The following is a 25,906-nucleotide window of genomic DNA, read 5'->3' on the forward strand; positions in this document are numbered from 1 at the left end:
AAAAATAGGAGATTTCCATATGGAAATCTCCTATTTTTTACTTAATGATTTGCCTGCAACACGTTCAAATAAACCTGGGAATAATGCGTAGAGCTTTGGCCCCATTCCCATCCACTTCGGCAAGTTTACTTCACGTTTTTTCGTTTGCATCGCCTTTACGATTTGTTCTGCTACATATGTTGGTTTTAACATGTAACGTCCCATATTTTTCACATATGTACCTGATTGATCGGCTATTTCAAAAAAGTTCGTATCTATCGGTCCCGGGTTAATTGCTGTTACATACACATTTGTGTTAGATAACTCCATACGCAAACTATTCGTAAATCCTAATACAGCGTGTTTTGTTGCTGCATAAGCACTCGACTTCGGAGTGGCAATTTTTCCAGCCATTGAAGCAATATTAATAATTTGTCCTTCGTTCCTTTTTACCATATAAGGTAATACCGCTTTCGTACAAGCTACTAATCCAAATACATTTACTTGAAACATATCCTTTACTTCATCCATTGACGCATCTTCAAACGTTTTAAAAATACCAAACCCAGCATTATTTACCAATATATCAATACGTCCTACTTCTTGTAATACCTTTGAAAAAACAGATTGTACTTTCGTTTCTTCACTTACATCTAATACATAGTAATAGCAGGGCGTATTATAAGTTTCTTTAATTTTGTCTGCTAATGCTTGTAGCTTCTCTTCTGTTCGAGCCATTAATACCGGCGTCGCCCCTTGCTCTGCAACCTGCATTGCAACTTGCTCTCCAATTCCACTAGAAGCACCTGTAATGACGATTACTTTTTCTTGTAAACGTCCCGTCATTGCTGTCACCTACTTTGCATAATAAATCAATTGTTGTGAAGATTCATCAATCATCACTTGTTGATTATATGCTAAAAAGTCTAATTGTCCAACAGTTTCTGAGATAGTAAGTGGCAATTGCTCTTTATATAATACCGGAAATAGTTTTACACATACTTCAAATGCTGTCATTGGCTTTTCCTTTAATAGTTCAAGCACTTTAAACGCACGTGTCTCTTGCTTCTGTAATCTTGTTTCAATAAGTTGTTTCATATTCAGAACATCTTCCCCATGCCCTGATAAAATACGCGAAATATTCATTTCACTTAAACGTTTTAACGTTTGATTGTACTGCAATAAAGGACGCGCTCTTTCTGTTTGCCCTTCATATGGTGGTTCTAATATTGGATTTGAAGAAATATGACTAATGAGAGCATCCCCACCAATTAATATTCCATCAGATTCTCTATATAATGAAATATGAGTGGAAGCATGCCCCGGGGTTTCAATCACTGTAAATCCAGGTAACGAATCTATACGATCTCCCTCTCTCACGGTATGTGTTAACGATCTATTACAAGAATATTTAAGTGTCTTCGTCGTCAATAACGCCTCTCCATTCAGAAATGCTGCTGGAACGCCGAACTGCAAGGCTGTCTCTTTAAAAAATTCATGATACTTCTTTAAAAATTCAGCATTCTGTGTAATCCACGGTTCATTCCAAGGATGTCCGATAATCTTTACTTTTTCAGAAAATGTATTTAAAAGTCCGCAATGATCCGCATGGTGATGCGTAATCACTACCGTTTCAATATCTTCTATCTTATACCCTAATGCACCTAATTGACTTTCTAGTGCCTTCTTTGCTTCTTCTGTATTTGTCCCTGTATCAATTAACGTTAATGTTTCTCCCTCAACTAAAAATACATTCACTGTCTCAACTGCAAATGGAACAGGAATCTCCATTCGATGAATCGCCGTCATGCTTAGCCCCCCCCTGTCTTTTTCCGGTTCAAAATGAATACCTCTTCAGTTTACAACTTCCCTATAAATTTGTCATTATTTTCAGATAAAAAGAGGTGTTTTCCATAAAAAAACGAATGTATGTACATTTATAAGCATTTCTAACCAAATTCAAAGGAGGCACATCATGTCTATGCAAAATATTTCCTTTCTCGGTGCAGGCTCTATTGCCGAAGCAATTATTGGTGGTTTATTAAACGCAAATGTTGTTAAGGGAGAAAATGTCACTGTAAGTAATCGTTCTAACGAGACAAGATTACAGGAGTTACATAAAAAATACGGTGTCAAAGGCACACATAATAAAAAGGACTTACTTGCTGATGCAAATATTCTTTTTCTAGCGATGAAGCCAAAAGATGTCGCAGAAGCGATTATTCCTCTTAAAGAATACATAAATAATGACTTGCTTATTATTTCGTTATTAGCAGGTGTTTCTACTCATTCAATTAGAAACCTACTTCAAAAAGACGTTCCGATTATTCGTGCAATGCCAAATACATCTGCGGCCATTTTAAAATCCGCTACCGCTATCTCACCTTCAGAACACACAACGGAGGAACATATTCGTATTGCAACATCGTTATTTGAAACGATTGGTCTCGTCTCTGTTGTAGAAGAAGAAGATATGCATGCTGTCACTGCATTATCCGGAAGTGGACCAGCTTATATTTATTATGTGGTAGAGGCAATGGAAGAGGCAGCAAAAAAAATTGGTTTAAAAGAAGATGTTGCAAAATCACTTATTCTTCAGACGATGATTGGTGCTGCAGAAATGCTAAAAGTAAGCGAAAAACACCCTTCTATTTTGCGAAAAGAAATTACTTCTCCTGGGGGAACAACTGAAGCAGGTATTGAAGTATTACAGGAGCATAATTTTCAACAAGCATTAATCTCCTGTATTACACAAGCAACGAAACGATCACACGATCTTGGAAAAACATTAGAAAAAATAGCAAAAGAAAAATAAAAAACGGAACTCAACTTTATTTGAGCTCCGTTTTTTATTTTAATCATATGATATGCTTTTAGTTATTACTCTTACCAAAAATCTCTTCTTGCAGACGACGACCTGTTGGTGTTGCTGCAAGTCCACCCTCTGCTGTTTCACGAAGTGCTACTGGCATCGTTTGTCCAATTCTAAACATCGCCTCAATGACTTCATCACATGGAATTGTACTAGTTACACCAGCTAATGATAAATCAGCTGAAATCATGGCATTCGCAGCTCCTGCTGCATTACGTTTTACACAAGGTACTTCTACAAGCCCTGCAACAGGATCACATACTAAACCAAGCATATTCTTTAATGAAATCGCCATAGCTGTAGCTGCTTGATCTTGTGTTCCACCAGCCATCTCAACTGCTGCTGCTGCTGCCATTCCACTTGCTGAACCTACTTCAGCTTGGCAACCTCCTGCCGCGCCGGAAATACAAGCATTATTCGCAACAACCATACCGAAAGCTCCTGCTGTAAATAAAAATTCAATCATTTCTTCGCGTGTCGGCTGTAATTTTTCTTGCAGTGCAAAAAGTACACCTGGCACTGTTCCAGCAGATCCTGCTGTTGGTGTTGCACAAATGATTCCCATCGCCGCGTTTACTTCATTTGTTGCGACAGCTTTACTCACTGCGTCCAAAATCGTATCTCCAGATAAGCCTTTTCCACTCTGCATATACGCTTGGACTTTCACAGCATCCCCGCCAGTTAAACCAGTTGGTGATTTTACACCACGAATACCGCGTTCTACTGCTTGTTCCATCACGACTAAGTTCTTTTCCATTCCAGCAATTACTTCTTCACGTGAGATACTTCTTGTTTCCATTTCACATTGAATCATAATTTCTGCGATTTTTACATTTTGCTCTTTAGCTTGCGCCACTAGTTCCGCTGCGTTCCGAAACATGGTGTGTCCCCCCTGCAATTAATCCATAATAGTTACTTGACAAATATTTTGTTGCCCATTTATTTCCGCGATTACTTCATCTGCTAATAATTCATCTGTTTCAATGACCATAAGCGCTCTTCTTCCTTTTTCTTTACGAGAAACACTCATTGTACTAATGTTAATCTCATGCTTAGCCAGGATTGAAGCTACAGCTGCGATAGCACCAAAGCGATCGTTATTTACAATAAGTAGTGCTGGACTCGTGCCTGTTAATTGAAGATCGAATCCGTTTAATTCTACAACTTCAATTTTACCGCCACCAATTGAGCAAGCAACAACTTCAATTTCCTCTTCACCTTTATACAGACGAATTTTCGCTGTATTTGGATGCGGAGCATTTGCATCTTCTTCAATGAACTCCACTTCAATCCCGCGTTCTTTTGCAATATCTAACGCACTTGGAATACGTAAATCATCTGTTTCAAATCCTAGTATTCCACCGATTAGCGCTACATCCGTACCGTGACCACGGTATGTTTTTGCAAATGAACCATATAATGAAATGCTAACTCTCTCTGGCTCATGACGAAACAGCTGACGAGCAACTTGCCCCATTCTTGCCGCGCCTGCTGTATGTGAACTTGATGGACCAATCATAACCGGACCAATAATATCAAACACTGAGCGATACTTCATCATAACTCCCCCTAAACCTCTATGAAAAAATTATTTTCTACTATTCTATTAAGCTGCCGAAACAGTTGCTTTTCCAGTCGTACCACGAATTTGTTCCGCTGTACAAATTGGATAGTTTTTGAATAACAATGAACCAATGTATCTTGAAATAATACCAGTTATAATAATAAATACGAAACTTAGCATTACCTTCATTTAAAAATGATATAAGATAATCCACAATAAAGTCTGGTAGCAATCCAAAGTTTAACACAGAACCCCTTACAAGCATAGCATAAACAAGTGAAACTCCCATTGCTGCCATACCTTTTGGTGCTTCAAAGCTAAAGAGCGAAAAAAGACTTAGTACAAATAATAGTAATATCCTTTTATAATCTCCCTGTTGCTCTCTCTCGGTTTAGTCAACTTCACTTGTTACGACAAATGGCTAAAACGCATGTAGCCTACAATAAATTATAATCTGCCCTCATTATAGCTTGTATTTTATAAAACGCTTACTTTTTTTGAATTTTAAAAGTTCTGAATAAAAATCCTTTTTCGCTATTTGTATCACTTGTATGTCGTCTGACTTATATAACAGTTTTTCTAAATAATCGGTATTGTGTATTTCCATCCTATATCTTCACATCATTAAAACTTTCTGTATCATCCAATATAAAAATAAAATGATAACAGTTTTAGTAAAAAAAAATTTTATTATAAATAAAAAAAAATGGCAAACGTATGTTACCATTTTTTGAATATTATTTTTATACTGGAAATAATTTCAAATCCATCGCGATTTCTGTATTAGAAAATAACTTTCTTGCTTCTTTCAGCAATTCCTTATATGTATCTCCTTGATAACGAGAACTAATATGAGTCAATATTAATCGCTTTACATTTGCATTTAATGCAATACGCGCAGCTTGTTCTGTTGTTGAATGGAAATAGTCATGTGCTTGCTGTTCATCTTCTGCCGCAAAAGTCGCTTCATGAACAAGTACGTCAGCATCTTGCGCAAGCTCTCTACTCGCTTCGCAATATCGTGTATCACCTAAAATTGTAATAACCCTTCCTTTTTGAGGCGGGCCGATAAAATCTTTTCCATTTAACACTGTGCCATTCTCTAATTCAACTACTTCACCATCTTTTAAACGTTTAAAAACCGGACCAGGTTTCACACCCATTCCCAGCAACTTATCCACTAAAAGAGCTCCCTGTATATCTTTCTCTACAATTCGATATCCGAAACATTCGATTCCGTGTGATAACCTTTTTGTTTCTACACAGAATTCATTATCCTCAAACACAATACCTTCTTCCGTAATCTCAACGATTTCAAGTGGATATTTAACATGTGTCGTACTTACTAATAATGCTACTTCAATAAATTGTTTAATTCCTTTTGGGCCGTACACTGTTAACGGCGTCGTTCCTCCTTGAAAAGAACGGCTCCCTAATAAACCAGGCAAACCAAAAATATGATCTCCATGTAAATGAGTAATAAATATTTTTTCAATGCGTCTTGGGCGTACAGATGTATGTAAAATTTGATGCTGAGTCGCTTCACCACAGTCAAATAGCCACGTTTGCCCTCGTTCTTCTAACAATTGTAAGGCGATTGCTGAAACGTTCCTTCCTTTTGAAGGAACACCTGCACCAGTTCCTAAAAATACAAATTCCACTTTCTTTCCTCCAGCTCTTTATATAATCTATCTTTCATCTTACGGAATGTTATTTCAAATGGCAAATTGAATTTACATAGACAATCATCTAGACAACTATATAACACGAACATTTAAATAAAAAACTTAACAATCGTTCGTGTTTTGTAGTAATATAACTATATCACATATAAAGGGAGCGTTTTATTATGAAAGAAGTATTTCGTTTACAAACTGATTTTTCATCTTCATTTGATCGCTGGGTAAGTTCTTTCGTTTCTGATCACCCAGCACAACTAGAGTGGACGACTTTAAAAGAATTAATTCATGAATATACAACATCACATACAAATGAGACGTTACCAACATATATTTCTTCAGCTTTAACATATTACGCACAACGCGTTTCAACAACAAATAGCTCAGAGATTGTTATTTTTGAAAATCCTACAATCTCATAATCTATAATAAAAAGCACTGTAAACAGTGCTTTTTATTTATATTTATTTAAGTATTTATTTTCCCACCATATTTACAATTAAACACATCTTACTTCATACTATATATCCATCATAAATCTATTTAATTTTTTGAAAAAATAGACAAAAAAGATATTGACACTACAAATTTACAGTGCTAATATTCAACGTGTAATTGAATATGGTCTCTGTTAGGTGAGGCTCCTGTATAGAGAAACGCTGCTGCCCAAAAATGTCGAGAGACGCCAATGGGTCAACAGGAAAGGTCGGAATGAAGGCCTTTCTTAACGTAGCTGGTTTCAGTACCTATGCTATACAGTGCTAAAACTCAACGAGGGAGAGGTGCGTATGTTTTGTCATACACAAAAACTGTTTTTATCTATGTTTACTAACAGTCTTTGTTGTTGACTCTTTTTGACTACGAATTCAGACCTTTACTCGTTTTGAGTAAAGGTCTTTTTTACGTCTTTATGCACCTTACTATGAAACAAACATAGCATATTCAGAAACTACTAATTGTACGGAGGTGAGGAGCAGTGGCGAGTGATGATTCGGCCCAGATACCCATATGTTTTACGTTTATATTTCATCATGTAGGTAGGAAAGAAGCTGTTCCTCCCAATTTTAAATAGTCGAGTAACAGATTGTTTCCTCCTTCATGAAAAAGGAGGAACTACCAATGTTAAATTTACAAAGACAAGAAACAAAGCATGCTTACGATCAAGATAACATGAATACAAATAACGAATTGCTAGTAGAAGTTGCAACACAAGATGTAAACGATGTATTAAAACTTCTAGAAACAACACAAGATGGACTCTCTAAACAAGAAGCATCTCGTAGACTTTCTTTATATGGTCCGAATGAAATTGCTCATAATAAAACATTGCCATGGTATATTCAATTTCTGCTGGCATTTAAAAACCCATTTATTTTTGTTTTGTTAGCTCTTGGAGCACTCTCTTTTTTCACAGATGACATACAAGGAACAATTGTCGTATCTGTGATGGTACTACTAAGTGCAACGATTCGTTTTTTTCAAGAGTTTCGTTCTCAAAAAGCTGCAGATAAGTTAAAAGCTATGGTTCGAACAACTACAAGCGTCTCTAGAATAAATGGATTTATACACGAAACAGAAAACGTAACGAATTTAAATAGAAATCCTATAACAGAAATTCCAATTGAAGAACTTGTACCCGGTGATATCATTTCACTTTCAGCTGGTGATATCGTTCCAGCTGATGTGCGTATCTTATCGGCTAAAGATTTATTTGTAAATCAGTCTTCATTAACCGGGGAAGCACTTCCTGTAGAAAAATACGAAAACTGCTACCATACAGAAAATAAGCATATCTTACCGAAAAATATGAAAAAAAATTTCAATCCACTCGATATGGAAAACCTTTGCTTTATGGGTACGAATATTGTAAGTGGTAGCGCAAAAGCTGTTGTCGTTTCAACAAGTACTGATACGTATTTCGGCTCTTTAGCGAATAAAGTAATCGGAAAGCGCGCAGAAACAAGCTTTGATAAAGGAGTAAACAAAGTCAGCTGGCTCTTAATCACATTTATGCTTATTATGGCACCGATCGTCCTTCTCATTAATGGATTTACAAAAGGTGACTGGCAAGAAGCTTTCTTCTTTGCTATTGCTGTTGCAGTTGGTCTTACACCTGAAATGCTACCAATGATTGTAACTGCTAATTTAGCTAAAGGTGCCGTTAACATGTCTAAACAACAAGTAATTGTAAAACAGCTAAACTCTATTCAAAACTTAGGTGCTATGAACATTCTTTGCACAGATAAAACTGGAACTTTAACAGAAGATAAAGTTGTCCTAGTTCGTCATTTAGATCCTAACGGAAATGAATGCGATCGTGTATTACACTTTGCCTATTTAAATAGCTTCTATCAAACGGGATTGAAAAATTTAATAGATAAAGCTGTTATTGAACATACAGAGGAGAACCATAAATTTGATCCATCAGCTTTTCAAAAGCTAGATGAAATTCCATTCGATTTCGCTCGGCGTCGTATGTCTGTCATCGTGAAAGATATTTCAGGTGAACATACAATGGTTTGTAAAGGTGCCGTAGAAGAAATTTTATCAATTTGTAATTACACTGAAGTTGATGGGCAAATTGTCCCTCTCACTGAAGAAATGAGAGCAAATGTAAACCATCTTAGCGAAACTTTAAATAGTGAAGGAATGCGTGTCATCGCTGTAGCATACAAGAAAGATAACAAACCCTATCATAAAGCATATACAGTACAAGATGAATCAGCTATGATCCTTACTGGATATATCGGCTTTTTAGATCCGCCTAAACCATCTGCTGCTTCTGCAATTCAAGCATTGCAAAAACATGGCGTACAAGTGAAAATCTTAACTGGTGATAACGAAATTGTTACAAGAAAGGTTTGTAAAGACGTTGGATTAAATATAGGAGAGCCTGTCCTCGGTTACGAAATCGATTCTTTACCAGATAAAGCATTAGCAAAACTTGCAGAAGAAACAACAGTGTTCGCAAAACTAAATCCAATGCAAAAATCTCGTATTATTCACGTATTACAAGGTAATGGTCATACTGTAGGTTACATGGGCGATGGCATTAACGATGCCGTGGCATTACGTGACGCTGACGTTGGAATATCTGTTGATACCGCTACCGATATCGCAAAAGAATCTTCCGATATTATTTTACTCGAAAAAAGTTTAACTATATTAGAAGCAGGTATTTTAGAGGGCCGTACTACGTTCGGCAATATTTTAAAATATATCAAAATGACGGCGAGCTCTAACTTCGGAAATGTATTTAGTGTATTGGTAGCAAGTGCTTTCATTCCATTTTTACCGATGCTTGCAATTCATCTATTAATTCAAAACTTACTTTACGATATTTCACAACTTTCAATTCCATGGGATAAAATGGATAAAGGATTTTTAGAGAAGCCTAGAAAATGGGATACTGCAAACTTACGTAACTTCATTATTTGCATCGGTCCAATTAGCTCTATATTCGACATTATCACATACGTTGTCATGTGGAATGTATTCGGTGCAAATACACCCGGAGAACAATCGCTATTCCAATCTGGTTGGTTTGTCGTTGGGTTACTAACTCAAACATTAATTGTCCATATGATTAGAACACAGAAAATTCCGTTCATTCAAAGTACTGCATCAATACCAGTTCTCTTATTAACCGCTTGTATTATGGCAATTGGAATTTATATTCCGTTCTCACCACTTGGTGCAGCAGTTGGTTTACAAGCGTTACCACTAAGCTACTTCCCGTGGCTCATAGGAATATTATTAGGTTATGCTTTCTTAACACAATTCCTGAAAAAAATTTATATTAAAAAGTTTCATAGCTGGTTGTAAAAATGAGAATGAGTGGGGATTCCCCTCTCATTCTTTAAAAAATATAACATGCACTTATATGTATGGATGTGACCATGATGCTATGCGATTATTGATCGCAATCATTGTAGGAGCTTGCATCGGAATGGAAAGACAATGGAGACATCGAATGGCTGGGCTACGGACAAATGCAGCTGTCTTAATTGAAAAATAGTAAGTAGAATGCTTTCAGAATCTGGTGTTACTGCCGCGGGGTGGAAGACAACACTAGACTTAGAAGCAAGTTAAATTATAAAGGTGTCATGAATAAAAAAGAAGGTTTAATATTCATAACACCTTCTTTTTTATTTTCAAGTTATTAGCAACTGCTAGGAATAACTAAAAGTAATCCATACTCTTTCAATCTTTTTGTTTCAACTTAGCCTGGAGCTAAAAAAGATTTGACCGCTTCTACGCATGGCTAGATCCTCTCTTCCATCTAAAAAAGAAGGGTTTAAATCTCTAAAACTTTCTACATAAACTTATTTTCTAATTTTTGCTGAAACGACTTTTCTTGCTTACGTAATAGTTGACTACCTCGCTGTAAAAGAGCTGTTCCGTATTTATCATTAATTTGATTAATAACAGCAAGTAACGGCTCTTCTTTCGCATCTTCTTCAAATGAAAACAAATCTAACTGTTTCACCGATTCTGTCTTCCACTCTAATTCAGTAGCTGTAACACCTAACAGACGAACAGAATCACCATCCCAGTGTTGCTTCCATAAACGGGATGCCGCTTGAAAAATAACCCGTTCTTCCCATATTGCATTTTTCAATTGTTTACTCCGTGTTACTGTGCGGCGATCATGGTATTTAATCATAATTTGAATATTATAACTAACGAGAGTTCGTTTTTGTAGCCTTTTGCTTACTGATTTCGATAATCTTTCTAACATATCAAGTAATTCTTTTTCTTCGTCCATATCCTTTGAGAAAGTCATCGAATTTCCAACGCTTTTATGTTGTCCCATTTGATTCGGGTCAACTTCCCTGTCATCCATACCTTTTGCACGTTTTTGTAAATCAACACCATGCTTTCCAATTTTAGCGCGAATGATATGCTCGTCTCCTTTTGCTAACTGTTCAATTGTATGTATATGAATGTCTTTTAATTTTTCAGCTGTTTTCTCTCCGATTCCATGCATCTCTGCAACTGATCGTGGCCAAATGATTTCTGGGATATCACGTTTTCGAAGTACTGTAATACCAAGAGGTTTTTTCATATCTGAAGCAGTCTTTGCTAGGAAAAGGTTTGGAGCGATTCCAATGCTACATGGAAGCTGTAACTCTGTTAGTAACGCTTGTTGAATCATCTTCGATATTTCAGGAGGCGAACCGAGCGCATAGCAATCTGTAATATCTAAATACCCTTCATCTATAGAAACTGGTTGTATTTTTTCTGTAAAACGGGAAAGAATTTGAAACATTTGAAATGAAGCTTCTCGATATAATGTAAAATTAGGGTGCCTCACAACTAATTGCGGACATAATCGCTTCGCTTCCCATAGAGGCATCGTCGTACGTATTCCATATTCTCTCGCCTCATAACTACATGTTATGATAATCCCTTTTCTCTCTTTTTCATTCCCCGCAATTGCTAATGGCTTTCCTTGTAATGATGGGTCATGAGCAATTTCAACAGATGCGAAAAAACAATTCATATCTACATGTAAAATAACACGACCATTTTTCGGATACATTTCTCGCATACTACTCACCCCTCAAAGAACATTTGTTCCTTCATTATATCAAATTTCTTTAAAAGTTATAATAATTATTGGCTTTTCTCTATCTATTTTTTGCTATACTGTACGTAACAAATGGATATTATTGTAAAGGAGATGAATCGTTATGCAACAACATAATAAACTCAATTATGTATTTATTATTATTATAGTAATCCTTGCGATTAATTATTTGTTACTTCCCCTTTTTAACATTAACATTTACGCTTTAGGAATCTTCTCTCATTTCATACGTTTTACAACAACTTATGTACTTCCATGGGTCTTCTTATATTGGCTTATCCGCCTTGTGAAAGCACTTGAATCAAAATAAAAAAAGACGTGTAAACCATAATTGGTTCACACGTCTTTTTTACTTTATTACTTACTTCGCTACTTCTTCGATAATAGCTACAACTAATTCTGCTGTTTTCGCTAATTCTTCAACAGGGATTTTTTCATTTGTTGTATGAATTTCTTCATAACCAACTGCTAAGTTAACTGTTGGGATACCATGTCCTGCGATTACGTTCGCATCACTTCCGCCACCACTTTGGTGAAGAGAAGGCGTACGACCGATGTTTTCAGCTGCACGTTTCGCAACTTCTACAACGTGATCGCCAGCAGCAAACTTAAATCCTGGATACATAACGTTTACTTCAACGTCTGCATGACCACCCATTTCTTTTGCAGTTGTTTCAAATGCTTCTTTCATTTTTGCAACTTGTGCTTCCATTTTCTCATTTATTAAAGAACGAGCTTCTGCAAAGATTTGAACATGATCGCAAACGATATTTGTTTGTGTACCACCTTCAAAACGTCCAATATTTGCAGTTGTTTCAGAATCGATACGACCAAGTGGCATCTTTGCGATTGCTTTTGCTGCGATAGTAATTGCAGATACACCTTTTTCTGGTGCTACGCCAGCGTGAGCTGTTTTCCCACGAATAATCGCATTCACTTTCGCTTGTGTTGGCGCTGCAACTACAATTTCACCAACTTTTCCATCACTATCTAATGCATAACCATATTTTGCTGTAATACGCTCACGGTCTAACGCTTTTGCACCAATAAGACCAGATTCTTCTCCAACTGTAATAATAAATTCAATTTTACCATGAGGAATGTTTTTCTCTTTTAAGACACGAATCGCTTCAAACATAGATGCTAATCCAGCTTTGTCATCGGCTCCTAAAATTGTAGTACCATCTGATACGATATATCCATCTTTAATAGAAGGCTTAATTCCATTACCAGGAACTACTGTATCCATATGAGAAGTGAAATAAATTGTATCAACACCGTCTTTTGTTGCTGGTAAAGTACAAATTAAGTTACCTGCACCATGACCAGTCACACCCATCGTGTCATCCTCAAATACTTCTACACCTAAAGCAGTAAATTTCTCTGTTAACACTTTGCAAATTTCTGCTTCAAATTTTGTTTCAGAATCTACTTGTACTAACTCCATAAATTCATTTACTAAACGTTCTTGATTAATCATAAGACTGCGCCTCCTGCACTACCATTATGTATGTAACAACATTAATTATAACAGAATTTCGCAAAAGTTTCGAAATACAAGACAAAAAACAGATGGTTAACACATCTAGATACCCATCTGCCTTCTATTACTCGTTTAACAATACCCAGCGCATATGATCTTCCCATATGCCATTTACCATTAGCATTTTTCGAGATACACCTTCATATTGAAATCCTATCTTCGTCACTACTTGTATAGATGCTAAATTTCGTGGCATAACTGGTGCTTCTATACGATGTAAATGAAATTCTTCAAATGTAACTTGAATTGCTTTTCTAAGCGCTTCTGTTGTGTAACCTTTATTCAATTCTTCCTTATCTAATTTATAGCCAAGTACACAAGATTGATAAATTCCGCGAACAATTAGATTAAATGAAATACATCCAATAATTTTTGTATCATCACCCTTTTTAAAAATCCAAAGCCTGATTATCTTACCTTCCGCGAACTCTTTTCTATCCTTTTGTAACTTTTTCTTTTGATAATCTAACGTGAAAAAACCCTCCGGTCTATACTCTTCCCACGCTTTTAAAAATTCACGATTTTTGTCGTAATATTGAAGAACTTTTTCCGCATACGACTCATCAATTTCTCTTAAATGTAAACGATCTGTTTCGTATATTTTCATCATCGTATCTCCATTCTTCATGCTTGCATAACAAAAAACTAGTACTCTATCTTTTAATATATTCTCTACACACACATACATTTCCTGTTCTACTTTACACACACTTCTCGAAATTTGTCATTTCTCTCCCCTTGTCCACAATTTCATTTCTCGTTACAATGAAATTGTACTGATTTGCAAGGAGGTTTAACGATGCATAAAAAAGCTCAAAAAATTATGGTTTATATAATGCTAATTTCTATGCTTGTAACAACATTACTTACTGGCGCAAGTATGTTTTGGTAAAAAGGACGATTCACTCGTCCTTTTTTTACTGCTTACACATACAAAATAGACCATCTCGAAATCGAGATAGTCTATCTTGTATTGAACATTTTATTATTTTATATATATTACAATTGCTACAATGCTAAAGGAAAAGGCCATTACAAGTGCTATTACAAAACTTGTATATTGTTTCTGCTGAAATGCCCCAATAACAAAAGTAAGATTGAGTAATGCCATAAATACAATCGCTACAACGTAAGAGCATATATTAAAAGTTGCCAATATGAATGTAATAACAAATAGAAAACCAACACAAAACTGCATGTAAGAAATTTTTGGATTTAAATACATATGAGCAACCCCTTTACTCAATTATCTTTATATATTCTCATTAACGCATGGTTATGTACACATGTCAAGACAACTTATAGAAAAGAAAAAAGCCAACCGTTTCGTTGACTTTTCCAAATGCTATGGCCCCTTTTTCCTTTGCCAATTGCTGAAATGATTTTTTCGATTTCACAATCGATACTTTCGTTCCAAGTGGAATACGATCAAACAAATATTCCACATCATGTTTCTTCATTCTTATACATCCTTGCGAAATATATTTTCCAATTGAACCAGGCTGGTTTGTCCCATGTATCCCATACTTACTTCCATCCGTTCCTCTTGCATTAAATCCCATCCACCTCGATCCAAGTGGATTTTTTGGAGAGCCCCCAGGAATATCCTTCGCAATATAATATGGATCCTTCGCCTTCAATACAATGTCAAAGGTTCCTTCTGGGGTTAATTCATTTGTTTTCCCTGTCGCTACTGGAAAAACCTTTTGGATCTTTCCATCATCAATGTAAGCTAGTTTATTCGTTGCTTTATTTACAATTATAAAAGGATCTCCAGCACGTGGGTTATCACCAAGAGGCCAGATTGGTGATAAAGAAAGACATAATAATAAAGAAAGAAGATACGGCATACATAATTCCTACCTTCTAAATAAGTTCTTTTATATTATCCTTTCCCTTAAAACGACTTTTAATGAGTAAATATTGCTCCATTTCATACACAAGTTGAACAAGTTTCGCACGTATCTCAAATTCTTCTCGCGAGACTGGTAAAGGCATTTCTCTAAATACTTCTCGCATTTCTTGAAGTTGTCTTAACGAAATGACCCCTGTACTTTCAGGACGAATAGAATTCCCTATATTTTCAATTACGTCTGCAATCATATCCGCTTGTTCATACGTCCAAGATAGTGATGCAGCTAATGGTATCATTCGCTCCAAAATTTCAAATTGTTGCATACGCATATCAAAATACCGATAATAATAGTCATCTTCACGCATAAATTCATTCTCAAGTTTTTTAAATGATAAATCTTTTGCTTCTTTCAGCATCATTTCTGTTTCAATTAATTCGGCCCCACTCCAATTACTATCTCGATTTCGTAAATAAACGACCATTTCAAACAAAATCGTTCTGAAATGGTCTTCTATTTTCCCTTGATACTCTTTCAGTTTATTCTCACTGCTTGGCATGTACATGTTTACTAATAAAGCGACACTAATTCCAATCGTTAATATAGCAATTTCATTACCAACTATAGACCATGTAATTTGCTTTAATGAATACAGATGCATAACGATAACCGAACTCGTGACAATGCCTTCTTGAATTTTGCACATAACTGCAGTCGGAATAAAGGTAAGCAGTAATACGCTAATCGCAAGTGGTGTATAACCAATCGTTTCAAAAATACAAAACGCAAATACCATCGATAATACACAAGCTAAAAAACGGTGCAACGATACTTGAACGGATTTTCGTTTCGTATTTTGCACGCATAAAATGACTAAAATACCAGCTGAACTATAAAATTCTAATCCTAATAACTGAGCAATAAAAACTGCCGCTCCCGTTCCAAGCGCTGTTTTCACCGTTCTATATCCAATTTTAAACATATCATTACTCCTATATGTATAAATGTATTTAAAAATAGTATAAAAAAAGGATGACGCAATGTCATCCTTTTCTACCTATTATTCACGTACCCTTCACATATTACAATATCTTTTGCAAAAATTCTTTTGCACGGTCACTTTTTGGTGCTGTAAAAAACTCTTCCGGATTACTATCTTCTACGAGCTTTCCACCATCTAAAAAGAGAACACGGTCTGCTACTTCTTTTGCAAATCCCATTTCATGTGTAACGATTGCCATCGTCATTCCTGTCGTAACTAATGATTTCATAACTTCTAACACTTCTTTCACCATTTCTGGATCTAACGCAGAGGTCGGTTCATCAAACAACATAACTTCCGGTTCCATCGCTAACGCTCTTGCAATTGCTACACGCTGCTTTTGTCCACCTGAAAGGCGATTTGGATATGCATCTTTCTTATCTAATAACCCCACCTTTTCTAGAAGTTTCTCAGCTTTTTTTTCAGCCTCTTGCTTCGTTACTCCTTTTACATTGATAGGAGCATACGTAATATTTTCTAATACAGTCATATGAGGGAATAAGTGAAAATGTTGAAATACCATTCCGACATTTTCACGAACGTGCATAATATTTGTCTTCGGATTCGTTACTTCTTCCGTTCCAATCCAAATGTGACCAGCTGTCGCTGCTTCTAGTACATTCATACAGCGTAAAAATGTTGACTTTCCAGATCCAGACGGTCCGATAATTGCAACAACTTCTCCTTTTTCAATCGTTGTTGTAATTCCTTTTAATACTTCATTTTTTCCAAATGATTTATGAAGGTTGTCAATTTTAATCACTTTTCTTCATTCTCCCTTCAATTGCCTTCCCGATTAATGTAAGAATAATTACTAATATATAATAAATAAGTCCAACAAACAGTAATGGCTCAAGATATTTAAATGTTTCACCGCCTACAATATAAGCACGGCGCATTAAATCGGTCGCTCCTATTACAGTTACTACAGCCGACTCTTTCGTAAGTGTCGCAAACTCATTCACAAGCGCTGGTAATATATTTTTTAAAGCTTGAGGAAAAATAATATTTTTCATCATTTTACTGTACGGAATACCTAAAGCCATTGCTGCTTCTGTTTGCCCTTTATCGACTGCTTGAATGCCGGCACGAATCACTTCTGACATATATGCACCTGAGTTTAAGCTAAATGCAAGTACAGCTGCTAAAAAGGCTGGTATCTCATATCCAATCATTTGCGGAACACCGAAATAAATAATCATTAATTGCAATACAAGCGGTGTGCCACGAAATATTGACGTATAAATATCTGCTGCAATATTTAATACTCGTATTCTAGCAATTTTGCAAAGCGCTAATAGCGTTCCTAAAATAAATCCTACCACAGCTGATGCAGCTACAATTTTCAATGTAACTTCTAATCCCTTTAATATATATGGTATTGAAGGCGTAATTGCCGAAAAATCTAGATTCATCCTTTTCATTCCCCTCACAGAAAAGTGAAAGGCAGCTTATTTTCCGCTGCCAAACCATTTCTTCACTAATTTATCCATTTCTCCATTTTCTTGCATTTTCTTAATTACTTTATTAAATTCTTCTGTTTTATCACTGTTTTTCGGAAGAGCAATTGCTGCACCTACTTCTTCTGGTGCTTCTTGAATTTCAACCCCTTGTAGTTCTTTCATTTTTTCTAAATAATTTTTTGCAACTGTGTCTTCTATAATTGCAGCGTCAAAACGACCAGCTTTGATTTCTTGTACGATTTCTGGTATACGGTCACGTCCCTCTGCTTTGAAATCGACTTGTTTTTTAAATTCTTCTGCTTTTTCTTCTTGAATTGATCCTGTTTGTACTCCTACTGTTTTACCTTTTAAATCTTCTAAGGATTTAATATTAGAACCCTTTTTTGAAACAATCATATTTTTAGCAACAAAATAAATATCTGTGAAATCAGCATTATTTTTACGCTCTGCAGTTGGCGTCATACCTGCCATAACGAAATCAACTTTTCCTGAGCTAAGAGATGCTAATAATCCTCCAAAATCCATATCTTTCACTTTCACTTCATATCCAAGTTCTTTTCCGATATATTTTGCAATATCAACATCAAAGCCGATAATTTCATCACTTTTTGAAGCTTCCACGTATTCATACGGTTTATAGTCTGCTGAAGTCCCCATAACGAGTACTTTTTTATTCTCACTCTTCGTCTTTTCTTCCCCATTACTACAAGCACTGAACATACTTACAATTAAAATAAGTGCAAATGATATTGATAATAACTTCTTCATCTTTCTTCCCCCTAATGATGTATATTTAAAAGTTAAATAGAATATTTATTCGATGTTTGTATTGTATCAACACTTTCATTTTTATGCAACATTTAAAATAAAAATAAACACAAAAACATTATTAAGTTCGTTTTCGTTGCATAAAATCATGTATAAAATAACATGTCTATGCATGTCCAATCATTATAAAAAATAAATAAAAAAGCGGTACGTCCACTTGTTCCTGAACGTACCGCTTTTTCTCTTCCTTATAGTTCTTCGCAATTATCTTCGAAGTAAGATTGTAGTTTTGCAATTACTTGCATTGGTTCATGACCTTCAATTTCATGACGTTCTACCATCGTTACAATTTTTCCATCTTTCAATAAAGCAAATGATGGAGATGAAGGTGGATATCCTTCAAAATATTCACGAGCTCTTGCTGTTGCTTCTTTATCTTGACCCGCAAATACCGTTACAAGGTGGTTAGGGCGTTTATCATAATGTACGGAATGTGCAGCAGCAGGGCGAGCAATACCGCCTGCACAGCCACATACAGAGTTTACCATTACAAGTGTTGTACCATTTCTTTTAAATGCTTCTTCGACTGCTTCTGGTGTCGTCAATTCTGTATATCCCGCAGAAACGATCTCTTCACGCGCTTGACGGACAACATCATTCATAAAAAAGTTAAAGTTAATCAATCTTTTCCCTCCTCTAATTCTACCTATTTGTATCTTACCAGTTAATGTTTAGAGAATACAAGTAAGTTTACTTGTATTTGAGCGTAGAAAAGGTGTTAGAGCTCTTGCTCTAACACCTTTTCTTAATGACCTCGATGTTTTTGCTTTGCCTTTTGTACTTTTATTAAACGTCTTCTTTGCTTTTCAGCTTCTCGTTTCTCTTTAGATTGCACTCGCTTTTCTTGTTTATGCAACTCGTAAGATAAACTAATTGCCTCTTGCGCTTTTGTATAACGTTTTTCATTTACTTCTTTGGCCGATTGCCGTATGATACGCTTAATATTTTTCGGGCGCTGTTTTTCTTTAATCTCCACACCAAATCTTGCAAAGTGCTGGAAATATGCTAACATTGGACCATTTACAAATATAAGTACTTCTTCATCTGATGGTTCCGTCCCAAAAATATACTTTGCTCCAAACAACTTCCCTTTTTCTTTGCGAGTAATAATTCCCACAAAAAATTGACCATCATGATATACTGTCAACTCCATTGACAGCCCCTCCTTAAAAAAATTAGAAATACTGGACATCCCGGAGGGGAAGGTTACTGACATAAAATCATGCGTCTGGACTACCAACCAGATCTGTGTTTTTGTATTTCTTCCACTACTATTATATCTTTTTTTCCATAATTTTCATATATTCCACAATCATTTTTTTATGCGATCCTACAATATAATCAGGTAGCTCTGTTACCGGGAAGAATTTAAGCTGAACCGCTTCTTCTTTATTCATAACAAAATTCCCTTCGTATTCATCGGTATAATAGGCTGTCGTTACGGATTGAAACTCATCACCGTTTGTTAATTTTGTAAAGTAGTTCGCTCCAGAAAATACATTGATTAATCGGAGGTTCTTTACTTCTATTCCTGTCTCTTCATATACTTCACGGTAAGCTGTTTCTTCTGGTGATTCACCAAGCTCCATTAGCCCGCCAGGCAACCCCCATTTTCCGTACGGCTCTGTTCGCTGTTGTAATAAAACATAACCATTTTCATTTATAACGAGTACAACAGCACCAACTAAAATTAAAGGGCGATGACCAACTACTTTTCGTAACTCCTCTACATATCCCATGGAAACACCTCCCATTTTTCCGTTGTTCACACTATTGTATCATATGTATGAAACGACAAAATGCGTATATTTTTCATTTTTTTAACAAAACATTTATTTTATGCGCTTCATCTACTGTAGCTAACATAATGGATTCGATTTCTGCACTCTTCTCTAAACACTCTTTCGCCCACTCTTCTGTTTTTCCTAATAAAGCGAGAACATCTTGCTGAATCCTTCCATCTTTCACTAATATAAAAGCAACTGGAGCTTTTTTCCCCGCCACTTTAAGGTCAAGCCGAGAAACTGCTTCATATTCTGGATACTGAAATATAGAAACAACACCACTCGCTTCCCACAATGCTAATTTAATCGTTTGAATATCGCTCACATTTTGTACGCGAAGTTCCGAAAATAAATATTCCACCGTAATTCTCGCTTTTTTTAAGTTACTAAAATCAATGGAACCATTATGTATAAGAATAATAGGTGCAGGCTCTAAAAAACGTCTCCACCTATCCCATTTCAGCATTAAAACAGAGCTTATTATATGAAGTACAACGAGTATGAACGTTGTAATCATCGAACCGAGTAATCCAACCTTTTCATCTGATAATGCGTTAGAAATATTCCCCCCTAATAATAACACTAGTACAACGTCTAAAAATCTTAGTTGCGCAATAGACCTTTGCCCCATCGCTTTCGCAACAAGAATTAAAAATATATAAGCTATAATCGCTCGGATAACCCATTCGCCATTAGAAAGATGCCGTGCTCCTTCAAAAATATGCATAACTTTGCACTCCTTAAACGTCGCAAACTACACTTCTTTCTTAGTTTGCGACGTTTAAGGGCATATATGTAAAAAAGCTGATTCGTTTAAAAACGAGTCAGCTTTTTTTTACTTAACTGAAAACATATATTTTTTATACGTTTTCCGTACCGATAATATGAGCCCCATCATAATCATATTCGAGAATAAGGAACTTCCCCCATATGATAAGAAAGGTAACGCGATACCTTTTACAGGCATTAATCCAACGATCATACCAATATTTTGAAATATTTGAACCGTTAGTATTCCTATTGATCCAGCACATAATAATGTACCAAATAAATTATCAGCAGAATAACCGATAATAATTGTTCGATAAAGTAGTAACAGGAACAAGAACACAACTAGTGCTGCTACTATAAATCCGCCTTCTTCAGCAATTGTAGCGAAAATAAAGTCCGTGTGCTTCTCCGGAATATAGACGCTCCCTTCACCATACCCTTTACCTTCCATACCTCCACTACCTACAGCTAAAATCGATTGCTGCGTTTGATAGCCTTCATTTGCATTTTCAAATGGATCTAGCCAACCTATAATACGTGATTGTTGGTGAGGTTTTAACAGAGTAACTAATTTATTAAAGAAGAAATCTGGATATTTTACAAATATAAATATTAATGTAGACAATATGGTCACCGGAATGACTGTACATATCGCAATTAATTTCTTTTGAATTCCTGACATAAATAAAATACATGCGATAGCTGCTGCATATAAGAACACCATTCCTGTGTCTGGCTGGCTATATACAACGGCCATAGGTGGAAGAGATACTAACATAATTTTCCCGACTAATTTCAAATCAGTTTGGAATGTCCGGGCCATATACTGAGCATTATGTTTCACCGCTAAACTGGCTATTATGAGAAGCAATGAAATTTTGAAAAACTCCGATGGCTGAATTTGTCCAGCTACTGGAAAAACAAACCATCTTTTTGCACCTAATTTTTCAGGTGTAAAACTGGAAACCGGTAATATTTTCAAAAGAATAAGTGAACCAAACCCAGCGATATAAAGTGGCCAAGACAATTTTTGCCATTGATCTAAGTCGATGCTTGCAACAAGAAGTAACAATACAACCCCAATTATGTAGTTAACTCCCTGCTTCATAGCAAAGTTTGCATCTCCATACTGTCCGGTTTGCTGACTGCTATATATAGCAGCTATACTCGTAACACATAGTGCACACAAAATTAAAATTAATTTTACATCTAAACTTTTTAGAAACTCGGTACTTCTTTTCATGACATCCTCCTGAAACATTGTTACAGCAAAATAAAAAACCAGGAGTCAACATTCTTCATGTTTTGACGACTGATTACACATTATCTATAAAACACTTATATAGAATAACTCTCTTTTTCATACAATACAATATATTATACTACAGTTTCATCAGTAAGATTTGCCAAAAAATTATTCTTTTTTTATTTTATATCTATATACCATATATCAGCAATGTATTTTCGCAAATTCCTAATACATGATCATTCATTGTAAGATTACTGGGAAAGGTTTGTACATATAGTAGGATACAAATGAAGAAATGAAATGATAAAAAGCTCGCAAACGCGAGCTTTTTATTAATATACAGATGTATTGTTCTCTGACGTATTTTCTAAAATTTCTTTTACACGTCCTAAGAATTTACCACAAATTAAACCATCAAGTACACGGTGATCAAGTGATAAACATAAGTTAACCATGTCACGAGCACCGAACATACCATTATCCATAATTACTGGGCGTTTTACAATTGATTCAACTTGTAAAATAGCCGCTTGTGGGTAATTAATAATACCCATAGATTGAACAGAACCGAATGATCCTGTGTTATTAATTGTAAATGTTCCGCCTTGCATTTCATCAGCTTTTAATGATTTCGTGCGTACTTTTCCTGCAAGTTCTGTAATTTCGCGAGCGATACCTTTAATTGTTTTCTCGTCCGCGTGCTTAATTACTGGTACAAATAGTTCTTCCTCTGTTGCAACAGCGATAGAAAGGTTAATATCTTTCTTCTGAACGATTTTATCGCCAGCCCACATTGAGTTAATTTGAGGATATTCTTTTAGCGCTTGTGCTACTGCTTTTACAAAGAAAGCAAAGAACGTTAAGTTAAAGCCTTCACGCTTTTTGAAATCGCCTTTAATTGAGTTACGGTATGATACAAGGTTTGTCACATCTACTTCAATCATCATCCAAGCATGAGGTGCCTCGTGTTTACTGCGTAACATATTTGCTGCAATTGCTTTACGCACACCTGTTACCGGAATCTCGATATCTCCAGGCATTGTCGGCACAGAAACTGGTTTTGCAGCTTCAACTTTTTGCGCTACCGGTGCTACTGCCACTGATTTTGGTGCTTCTGGGCGCTCTGCTACTGCAACAACTGCCTCTTTCTTCGCACCTGCTTGCGGAATATTTCCAGATTCCACTAGCTTTAAAATATCTTTACGAGTAATACGGCCATTTGCCCCCGTACCTTCTACTAAATCTAAATCAACGTTATGCTCACCCGCAAGTTTTAACACAGCTGGTGAAAAACGTGGTTTTCCATCAGTTGGTTGTTTTGCTTTCGGTGCTTTTTCAGGCGTAGTTACTTCTGCCTTTGGTTCTTCTTTCGTTTTTTCCTCTACAGTTGTTGCTGCTACTTCATCTGCGCCTTCTACTTGAATGACACAAACAACTTCACCTACAGCTAACGTTTCACCTTCGCCAGCTATTAACTCTTTCACAATACCAGTGAAAGAAGATGGTACTTCGGCATTTACTTTATCAGTCATTACTTCTGCAAGTGGATCATACTTGTTTACGTGATCGCCAACATTAACGAGCCATTTACTAATTGTACCCTCTGTAACGCTCTCCCCGAGCTGAGGCATTGTGATATTTTCTACAGCCATGTATAGTCCCCCCGATTAAAATTCCGCAAGTTCACGCATTGCTTTTTCAACTTTATCTGGATTTACCATAAAGAATTTTTCCATTGTTGGTGCATATGGCATTGCCGGAACGTCTGGGCCTGCAAGACGTGCGATTGGCGCATCTAGATCAAACAGACAATTTTCAGCAATAATTGCTGCCACTTCACTTATGATACTTCCTTCTTTATTGTCTTCTGTTACAAGAAGAACTTTACCTGTTTTAGAAGCTGCTTCAATAATCGCTTCTTTATCTAACGGATACACAGTACGTAAATCAAGAATGTGTGCAGAAATGCCATCTTGTGCTAATTTCTCAGCTGCTTGAAGAGCAAAGTGAACACATAATCCGTAAGTAATAACAGTAATATCATCACCTTCACGTTTTACATCTGCTTTTCCGATTGGTAATACGTAATCATCTTCTGGCACTTCACCTTTAATTAAGCGATATGCACGTTTATGTTCGAAGAATAATACTGGATCTTCATCACGAATTGCTGCTTTTAATAAGCCTTTTGCATCATATGGTGTAGAAGGGATAACAATTTTTAAACCTGGTTGGTTTGCAAACATCGCTTCTACAGATTGTGAATGATACAATGCACCGTGAACACCCCCGCCAAATGGCGCACGAATTGTAACTGGACAAGTCCAATCGTTGTTAGAACGATAACGAATTTTTGCTGCCTCAGAAACAATTTGGTTTACTGCTGGCATGATGAAATCAGCAAACTGCATTTCAGCGATTGGGCGCATACCATACATTGCCGCACCAATTGCTACCCCAGCAATTGCAGATTCTGCAAGCGGTGCATCAAGTGCACGATCTTCACCAAATTGATCATATAAACCGTGTGTCGCTTTAAACACGCCACCTTTTTTACCAACATCTTCTCCTAAAACGAATACTTTCTCATCGCGTTCCATTTCTTCGCGCATTGCTAATGTAATAGCATCAATATAAGACATTACAGCCATGAAACGTTCCCCCCTATTCTGCGTATACGTGCTTCAATGCATCTTCAGGTGCTGCATACGGAGCATTTTCTGCATATTCTGTTGCTTCATTTACGATATGCATAATTTCATCTAACATTTGTTTTTCAAATTCCTCAGTTAACACGCCAACTTCTTTTAAATAAGCTGCAAATGTTATAATTGAATCTTTTTTCTTCGCTTCTTCTACTTCTTCTTTATCACGGTAAACACGATCATCGTCGTCACTAGAATGTGCTGTTAAACGATATGATACTGTTTCAATTAAAGTTGGGCCTTCACCACGACGACCGCGGTCTGCTGCTTCTTTAACAGCTTTATATACTGCAAGCGGATCGTTTCCGTCTATTGTATATCCAGGCATACCGTAACCAATTGCACGATCTGATACGTTTTTACATGCTAATTGTTTTTCAACCGGAATAGAGATTGCATATTTATTATTTTCACACATGAAAATAACAGGTAGTTTGTGTACACCAGCAAAGTTTGCACCTTCATGGAAATCACCTTGGTTTGAAGAGCCTTCTCCGAATGTAACGAACGTTACTAAATCTTTCTTCTCCATTTTTCCAGCTAGTGCAATACCAACTGCATGTGGTACTTGTGTTGTTACTGGAGATGAACCTGTCACAATACGATTTTTCTTTTGACCGAAGTGACCAGGCATTTGACGACCACCAGAGTTTGGATCTCCAGCTTTCGCAAAAGCAGATAACATAAGTTCTTTTGCTGTCATACCAAACGCTAATACAACACCCATATCACGGTAGTATGGTAATGCATAATCTTTCTCTCTATCAAGAGCGAACGCTGCTCCAACTTGCGCAGCCTCTTGTCCTTGACAAGAAATTACGAATGGAATTTTACCTGCACGGTTTAATAACCACATACGTTCGTCGATTTTACGTGCAAGTAACATCGTACGGAACATTTCTAATACTTGCTCATCACTTAAACCAAACTCTTCATGGCGCTTTTCTTTTACTTCTGCCATTTTTCATAACCTCCTAAATC

General features: G+C 36.2%; 28 protein-coding genes, 1 pseudogene and 1 riboswitch. Of the genes and pseudogenes, 6 read left to right on the plus strand and 23 right to left on the minus strand.

The window, feature by feature from the left end:
* Window positions 1-30 precede the first annotated feature (30 nt).
* Together EXW56_RS19750 and EXW56_RS19755 are read right to left on the minus strand one after the other, a co-directional pair.
* The gene (locus EXW56_RS19750) at window positions 31-825 is read right to left on the minus strand and encodes an SDR family oxidoreductase (RefSeq protein WP_215596881.1); all 795 of its coding nucleotides are present in this window, start codon (window positions 823-825) and stop codon (window positions 31-33) included.
* A 9-nt stretch (window positions 826-834) separates the two neighbouring features.
* The gene (locus tag EXW56_RS19755) at window positions 835-1,788 is read right to left on the minus strand and encodes an MBL fold metallo-hydrolase (RefSeq protein WP_002199406.1); all 954 of its coding nucleotides are present in this window, start codon (window positions 1,786-1,788) and stop codon (window positions 835-837) included.
* 166 nt (window positions 1,789-1,954) lie between these two features.
* On the opposite strand from EXW56_RS19755, the gene proI reads away from it, so the two are divergent.
* Entirely contained in the window at window positions 1,955-2,794 is an 840-nt protein-coding gene (gene proI / locus EXW56_RS19760; protein WP_215557451.1) for a pyrroline-5-carboxylate reductase ProI, read from the plus strand.
* A gap of 58 nt (window positions 2,795-2,852) precedes the next feature.
* Here proI and sdaAA read toward each other — a convergent pair whose 3' ends face one another.
* The 4 genes from sdaAA to rnz form a co-directional block, all read right to left on the minus strand.
* Window positions 2,853-3,731: an L-serine ammonia-lyase, iron-sulfur-dependent, subunit alpha gene (sdaAA, locus tag EXW56_RS19765; protein ID WP_002111700.1), complete on the minus strand. Its 879-nt coding sequence runs from the start codon at window positions 3,729-3,731 to the stop codon at window positions 2,853-2,855.
* Between the two features lie 18 nt (window positions 3,732-3,749).
* On the minus strand, window positions 3,750-4,409 hold the full coding sequence (gene sdaAB, locus EXW56_RS19770; protein WP_002088527.1) for an L-serine ammonia-lyase, iron-sulfur-dependent subunit beta: 660 nt from the start codon (window positions 4,407-4,409) through the stop codon (window positions 3,750-3,752).
* Window positions 4,410-4,457: 48 nt separating this feature from the next.
* Complete coding sequence (locus tag EXW56_RS27740; RefSeq protein ID WP_252197297.1) at window positions 4,458-4,595, minus strand: hypothetical protein; 138 nt, start codon at window positions 4,593-4,595, stop codon at window positions 4,458-4,460.
* Window positions 4,596-5,158: 563 nt separating this feature from the next.
* On the minus strand, window positions 5,159-6,076 hold the full coding sequence (gene rnz, locus EXW56_RS19780) for a ribonuclease Z (RefSeq protein WP_215596882.1): 918 nt from the start codon (window positions 6,074-6,076) through the stop codon (window positions 5,159-5,161).
* A 188-nt stretch (window positions 6,077-6,264) separates the two neighbouring features.
* Between rnz and EXW56_RS19785 the strand changes: the two genes are divergently transcribed.
* From EXW56_RS19785 to EXW56_RS27745, 3 genes and pseudogenes are all read left to right on the plus strand, one after another.
* Window positions 6,265-6,516, plus strand: coding sequence for a DUF3932 family protein (locus EXW56_RS19785; protein ID WP_002111702.1), 252 nt, complete (start codon window positions 6,265-6,267; stop codon window positions 6,514-6,516).
* Window positions 6,517-6,714: 198 nt separating this feature from the next.
* Window positions 6,715-6,882: riboswitch (M-box (ykoK) riboswitch) on the plus strand.
* A 331-nt stretch (window positions 6,883-7,213) separates the two neighbouring features.
* Complete coding sequence (mgtA, locus tag EXW56_RS19790) at window positions 7,214-9,919, plus strand: magnesium-translocating P-type ATPase (protein ID WP_002199403.1); 2,706 nt, start codon at window positions 7,214-7,216, stop codon at window positions 9,917-9,919.
* A gap of 160 nt (window positions 9,920-10,079) precedes the next feature.
* Window positions 10,080-10,186, plus strand: a pseudogene (locus tag EXW56_RS27745) (MgtC/SapB family protein); the annotation flags it as partial.
* A gap of 223 nt (window positions 10,187-10,409) precedes the next feature.
* On the opposite strand, the gene EXW56_RS19800 reads toward EXW56_RS27745, so the two are convergent.
* Window positions 10,410-11,648 carry a DNA polymerase IV gene (locus tag EXW56_RS19800; RefSeq protein ID WP_002199402.1) on the minus strand — a complete coding sequence of 413 codons (1,239 nt, stop codon included), beginning with the start codon at window positions 11,646-11,648 and terminating at the stop codon, window positions 10,410-10,412.
* A gap of 142 nt (window positions 11,649-11,790) precedes the next feature.
* Between EXW56_RS19800 and EXW56_RS19805 the strand changes: the two genes are divergently transcribed.
* Entirely contained in the window at window positions 11,791-11,997 is a 207-nt protein-coding gene (locus EXW56_RS19805; protein ID WP_002199401.1) for a hypothetical protein, read from the plus strand.
* Between the two features lie 51 nt (window positions 11,998-12,048).
* On the opposite strand, the gene EXW56_RS19810 is transcribed toward EXW56_RS19805, so the two are convergent.
* Together EXW56_RS19810 and EXW56_RS19815 are read right to left on the minus strand one after the other, a co-directional pair.
* Window positions 12,049-13,167 carry a tripeptidase T gene (locus EXW56_RS19810; RefSeq protein WP_002015107.1) on the minus strand — a complete coding sequence of 373 codons (1,119 nt, stop codon included), beginning with the start codon at window positions 13,165-13,167 and terminating at the stop codon, window positions 12,049-12,051.
* Window positions 13,168-13,294: 127 nt separating this feature from the next.
* On the minus strand, window positions 13,295-13,840 hold the full coding sequence (locus EXW56_RS19815; RefSeq protein WP_033711020.1) for a GNAT family N-acetyltransferase: 546 nt from the start codon (window positions 13,838-13,840) through the stop codon (window positions 13,295-13,297).
* Between the two features lie 189 nt (window positions 13,841-14,029).
* On the opposite strand from EXW56_RS19815, the gene prli42 reads away from it, so the two are divergent.
* Window positions 14,030-14,122 (plus strand): stressosome-associated protein Prli42, encoded by a 93-nt coding sequence (gene prli42 / locus EXW56_RS19820; protein WP_000549036.1) that lies wholly within the window; start codon window positions 14,030-14,032, stop codon window positions 14,120-14,122.
* Between the two features lie 93 nt (window positions 14,123-14,215).
* Here the strand turns inward: prli42 and EXW56_RS19825 are convergent, their stop codons facing one another.
* The 14 genes from EXW56_RS19825 to bfmBAA all read right to left on the minus strand — a co-directional run bounded on the left by EXW56_RS19825 (window position 14,216) and on the right by bfmBAA (window position 25,886).
* The gene (locus tag EXW56_RS19825; RefSeq protein ID WP_002088543.1) at window positions 14,216-14,455 is read right to left on the minus strand and encodes a DUF3894 domain-containing protein; all 240 of its coding nucleotides are present in this window, start codon (window positions 14,453-14,455) and stop codon (window positions 14,216-14,218) included.
* 64 nt (window positions 14,456-14,519) lie between these two features.
* Window positions 14,520-15,080: a L,D-transpeptidase gene (locus EXW56_RS19830; RefSeq protein ID WP_002199400.1), complete on the minus strand. Its 561-nt coding sequence runs from the start codon at window positions 15,078-15,080 to the stop codon at window positions 14,520-14,522.
* Between the two features lie 16 nt (window positions 15,081-15,096).
* A complete protein-coding gene (locus tag EXW56_RS19835) occupies window positions 15,097-16,065 on the minus strand; it encodes an aromatic acid exporter family protein (protein WP_002111713.1) in 969 nt (322 codons plus the stop codon).
* Between the two features lie 100 nt (window positions 16,066-16,165).
* The gene (locus EXW56_RS19840) at window positions 16,166-16,888 is read right to left on the minus strand and encodes an amino acid ABC transporter ATP-binding protein (RefSeq protein WP_002111715.1); all 723 of its coding nucleotides are present in this window, start codon (window positions 16,886-16,888) and stop codon (window positions 16,166-16,168) included.
* Window positions 16,881-17,540, minus strand: a complete 660-nt coding sequence (locus EXW56_RS19845; RefSeq protein ID WP_199659711.1) for an amino acid ABC transporter permease — start codon at window positions 17,538-17,540, stop codon at window positions 16,881-16,883. Before EXW56_RS19845 ends, EXW56_RS19840 begins: the two co-directional genes overlap by 8 nt.
* A 36-nt stretch (window positions 17,541-17,576) precedes the next feature.
* A complete protein-coding gene (locus EXW56_RS19850) occupies window positions 17,577-18,356 on the minus strand; it encodes a transporter substrate-binding domain-containing protein (RefSeq protein WP_002160559.1) in 780 nt (259 codons plus the stop codon).
* Window positions 18,357-18,604: 248 nt separating this feature from the next.
* Entirely contained in the window at window positions 18,605-19,018 is a 414-nt protein-coding gene (locus EXW56_RS19855; RefSeq protein WP_002015097.1) for a BrxA/BrxB family bacilliredoxin, read from the minus strand.
* Between the two features lie 143 nt (window positions 19,019-19,161).
* Complete coding sequence (locus EXW56_RS19860; RefSeq protein ID WP_002111719.1) at window positions 19,162-19,569, minus strand: YjdF family protein; 408 nt, start codon at window positions 19,567-19,569, stop codon at window positions 19,162-19,164.
* 121 nt (window positions 19,570-19,690) lie between these two features.
* Window positions 19,691-20,155, minus strand: a complete 465-nt coding sequence (locus EXW56_RS19865; protein ID WP_016106121.1) for an NUDIX hydrolase — start codon at window positions 20,153-20,155, stop codon at window positions 19,691-19,693.
* Window positions 20,156-20,228: 73 nt separating this feature from the next.
* Window positions 20,229-20,927: a DUF421 domain-containing protein gene (locus tag EXW56_RS19870; RefSeq protein WP_002199397.1), complete on the minus strand. Its 699-nt coding sequence runs from the start codon at window positions 20,925-20,927 to the stop codon at window positions 20,229-20,231.
* 108 nt (window positions 20,928-21,035) lie between these two features.
* The gene (locus EXW56_RS19875; protein ID WP_002111722.1) at window positions 21,036-22,214 is read right to left on the minus strand and encodes an FtsW/RodA/SpoVE family cell cycle protein; all 1,179 of its coding nucleotides are present in this window, start codon (window positions 22,212-22,214) and stop codon (window positions 21,036-21,038) included.
* Window positions 22,215-22,552: 338 nt separating this feature from the next.
* The gene (locus EXW56_RS19880) at window positions 22,553-23,872 is read right to left on the minus strand and encodes a dihydrolipoamide acetyltransferase family protein (RefSeq protein WP_002111724.1); all 1,320 of its coding nucleotides are present in this window, start codon (window positions 23,870-23,872) and stop codon (window positions 22,553-22,555) included.
* A gap of 15 nt (window positions 23,873-23,887) precedes the next feature.
* Window positions 23,888-24,871 (minus strand): 3-methyl-2-oxobutanoate dehydrogenase subunit beta, encoded by a 984-nt coding sequence (gene bfmBAB / locus EXW56_RS19885; protein WP_000290070.1) that lies wholly within the window; start codon window positions 24,869-24,871, stop codon window positions 23,888-23,890.
* 13 nt (window positions 24,872-24,884) lie between these two features.
* Window positions 24,885-25,886, minus strand: coding sequence for a 3-methyl-2-oxobutanoate dehydrogenase subunit alpha (bfmBAA, locus tag EXW56_RS19890; RefSeq protein WP_002111726.1), 1,002 nt, complete (start codon window positions 25,884-25,886; stop codon window positions 24,885-24,887).
* Between the last annotated feature and the right edge of the window lie 20 nt (window positions 25,887-25,906).

The sequence above is a fragment of the Bacillus mycoides genome (assembly GCF_018742245.1).
Taxonomy (GTDB): Bacteria; Bacillota; Bacilli; order Bacillales; family Bacillaceae_G; genus Bacillus_A; species Bacillus_A cereus_U.

Bases quoted from the DNA above. Each gene is read 5' to 3' on its own strand.
- EXW56_RS19750 (WP_215596881.1), bottom strand. From the start codon at position 825: ATGACGGGACGTTTACAAGAAAAAGTAATCGTCATTACAGGTGCTTCT.
- EXW56_RS19755 (WP_002199406.1), bottom strand. From the start codon at position 1,788: ATGACGGCGATTCATCGAATGGAGATTCCTGTTCCATTTGCAGTTGAG.
- proI (WP_215557451.1), top strand. From the start codon at position 1,955: ATGTCTATGCAAAATATTTCCTTTCTCGGTGCAGGCTCTATTGCCGAA.
- sdaAA (WP_002111700.1), bottom strand. From the start codon at position 3,731: ATGTTTCGGAACGCAGCGGAACTAGTGGCGCAAGCTAAAGAGCAAAAT.
- sdaAB (WP_002088527.1), bottom strand. From the start codon at position 4,409: ATGAAGTATCGCTCAGTGTTTGATATTATTGGTCCGGTTATGATTGGT.
- EXW56_RS27740 (WP_252197297.1), bottom strand. From the start codon at position 4,595: ATGCTAAGTTTCGTATTTATTATTATAACTGGTATTATTTCAAGATAC.
- EXW56_RS19785 (WP_002111702.1), top strand. From the start codon at position 6,265: ATGAAAGAAGTATTTCGTTTACAAACTGATTTTTCATCTTCATTTGAT.
- mgtA (WP_002199403.1), top strand. From the start codon at position 7,214: ATGTTAAATTTACAAAGACAAGAAACAAAGCATGCTTACGATCAAGAT.
- EXW56_RS19800 (WP_002199402.1), bottom strand. From the start codon at position 11,648: ATGCGAGAAATGTATCCGAAAAATGGTCGTGTTATTTTACATGTAGAT.
- EXW56_RS19805 (WP_002199401.1), top strand. From the start codon at position 11,791: ATGCAACAACATAATAAACTCAATTATGTATTTATTATTATTATAGTA.
- EXW56_RS19810 (WP_002015107.1), bottom strand. From the start codon at position 13,167: ATGATTAATCAAGAACGTTTAGTAAATGAATTTATGGAGTTAGTACAA.
- EXW56_RS19815 (WP_033711020.1), bottom strand. From the start codon at position 13,840: ATGATGAAAATATACGAAACAGATCGTTTACATTTAAGAGAAATTGAT.
- prli42 (WP_000549036.1), top strand. From the start codon at position 14,030: ATGCATAAAAAAGCTCAAAAAATTATGGTTTATATAATGCTAATTTCT.
- EXW56_RS19825 (WP_002088543.1), bottom strand. From the start codon at position 14,455: ATGTATTTAAATCCAAAAATTTCTTACATGCAGTTTTGTGTTGGTTTT.
- EXW56_RS19830 (WP_002199400.1), bottom strand. From the start codon at position 15,080: ATGCCGTATCTTCTTTCTTTATTATTATGTCTTTCTTTATCACCAATC.
- EXW56_RS19835 (WP_002111713.1), bottom strand. From the start codon at position 16,065: ATGTTTAAAATTGGATATAGAACGGTGAAAACAGCGCTTGGAACGGGA.
- EXW56_RS19845 (WP_199659711.1), bottom strand. From the start codon at position 17,540: ATGAATCTAGATTTTTCGGCAATTACGCCTTCAATACCATATATATTA.
- EXW56_RS19850 (WP_002160559.1), bottom strand. From the start codon at position 18,356: ATGAAGAAGTTATTATCAATATCATTTGCACTTATTTTAATTGTAAGT.
- EXW56_RS19855 (WP_002015097.1), bottom strand. From the start codon at position 19,018: ATGAATGATGTTGTCCGTCAAGCGCGTGAAGAGATCGTTTCTGCGGGA.
- EXW56_RS19860 (WP_002111719.1), bottom strand. From the start codon at position 19,569: ATGGAGTTGACAGTATATCATGATGGTCAATTTTTTGTGGGAATTATT.
- EXW56_RS19865 (WP_016106121.1), bottom strand. From the start codon at position 20,155: ATGGGATATGTAGAGGAGTTACGAAAAGTAGTTGGTCATCGCCCTTTA.
- EXW56_RS19870 (WP_002199397.1), bottom strand. From the start codon at position 20,927: ATGCATATTTTTGAAGGAGCACGGCATCTTTCTAATGGCGAATGGGTT.
- EXW56_RS19875 (WP_002111722.1), bottom strand. From the start codon at position 22,214: ATGAAAAGAAGTACCGAGTTTCTAAAAAGTTTAGATGTAAAATTAATT.
- EXW56_RS19880 (WP_002111724.1), bottom strand. From the start codon at position 23,872: ATGGCTGTAGAAAATATCACAATGCCTCAGCTCGGGGAGAGCGTTACA.
- bfmBAB (WP_000290070.1), bottom strand. From the start codon at position 24,871: ATGGCTGTAATGTCTTATATTGATGCTATTACATTAGCAATGCGCGAA.
- bfmBAA (WP_002111726.1), bottom strand. From the start codon at position 25,886: ATGGCAGAAGTAAAAGAAAAGCGCCATGAAGAGTTTGGTTTAAGTGAT.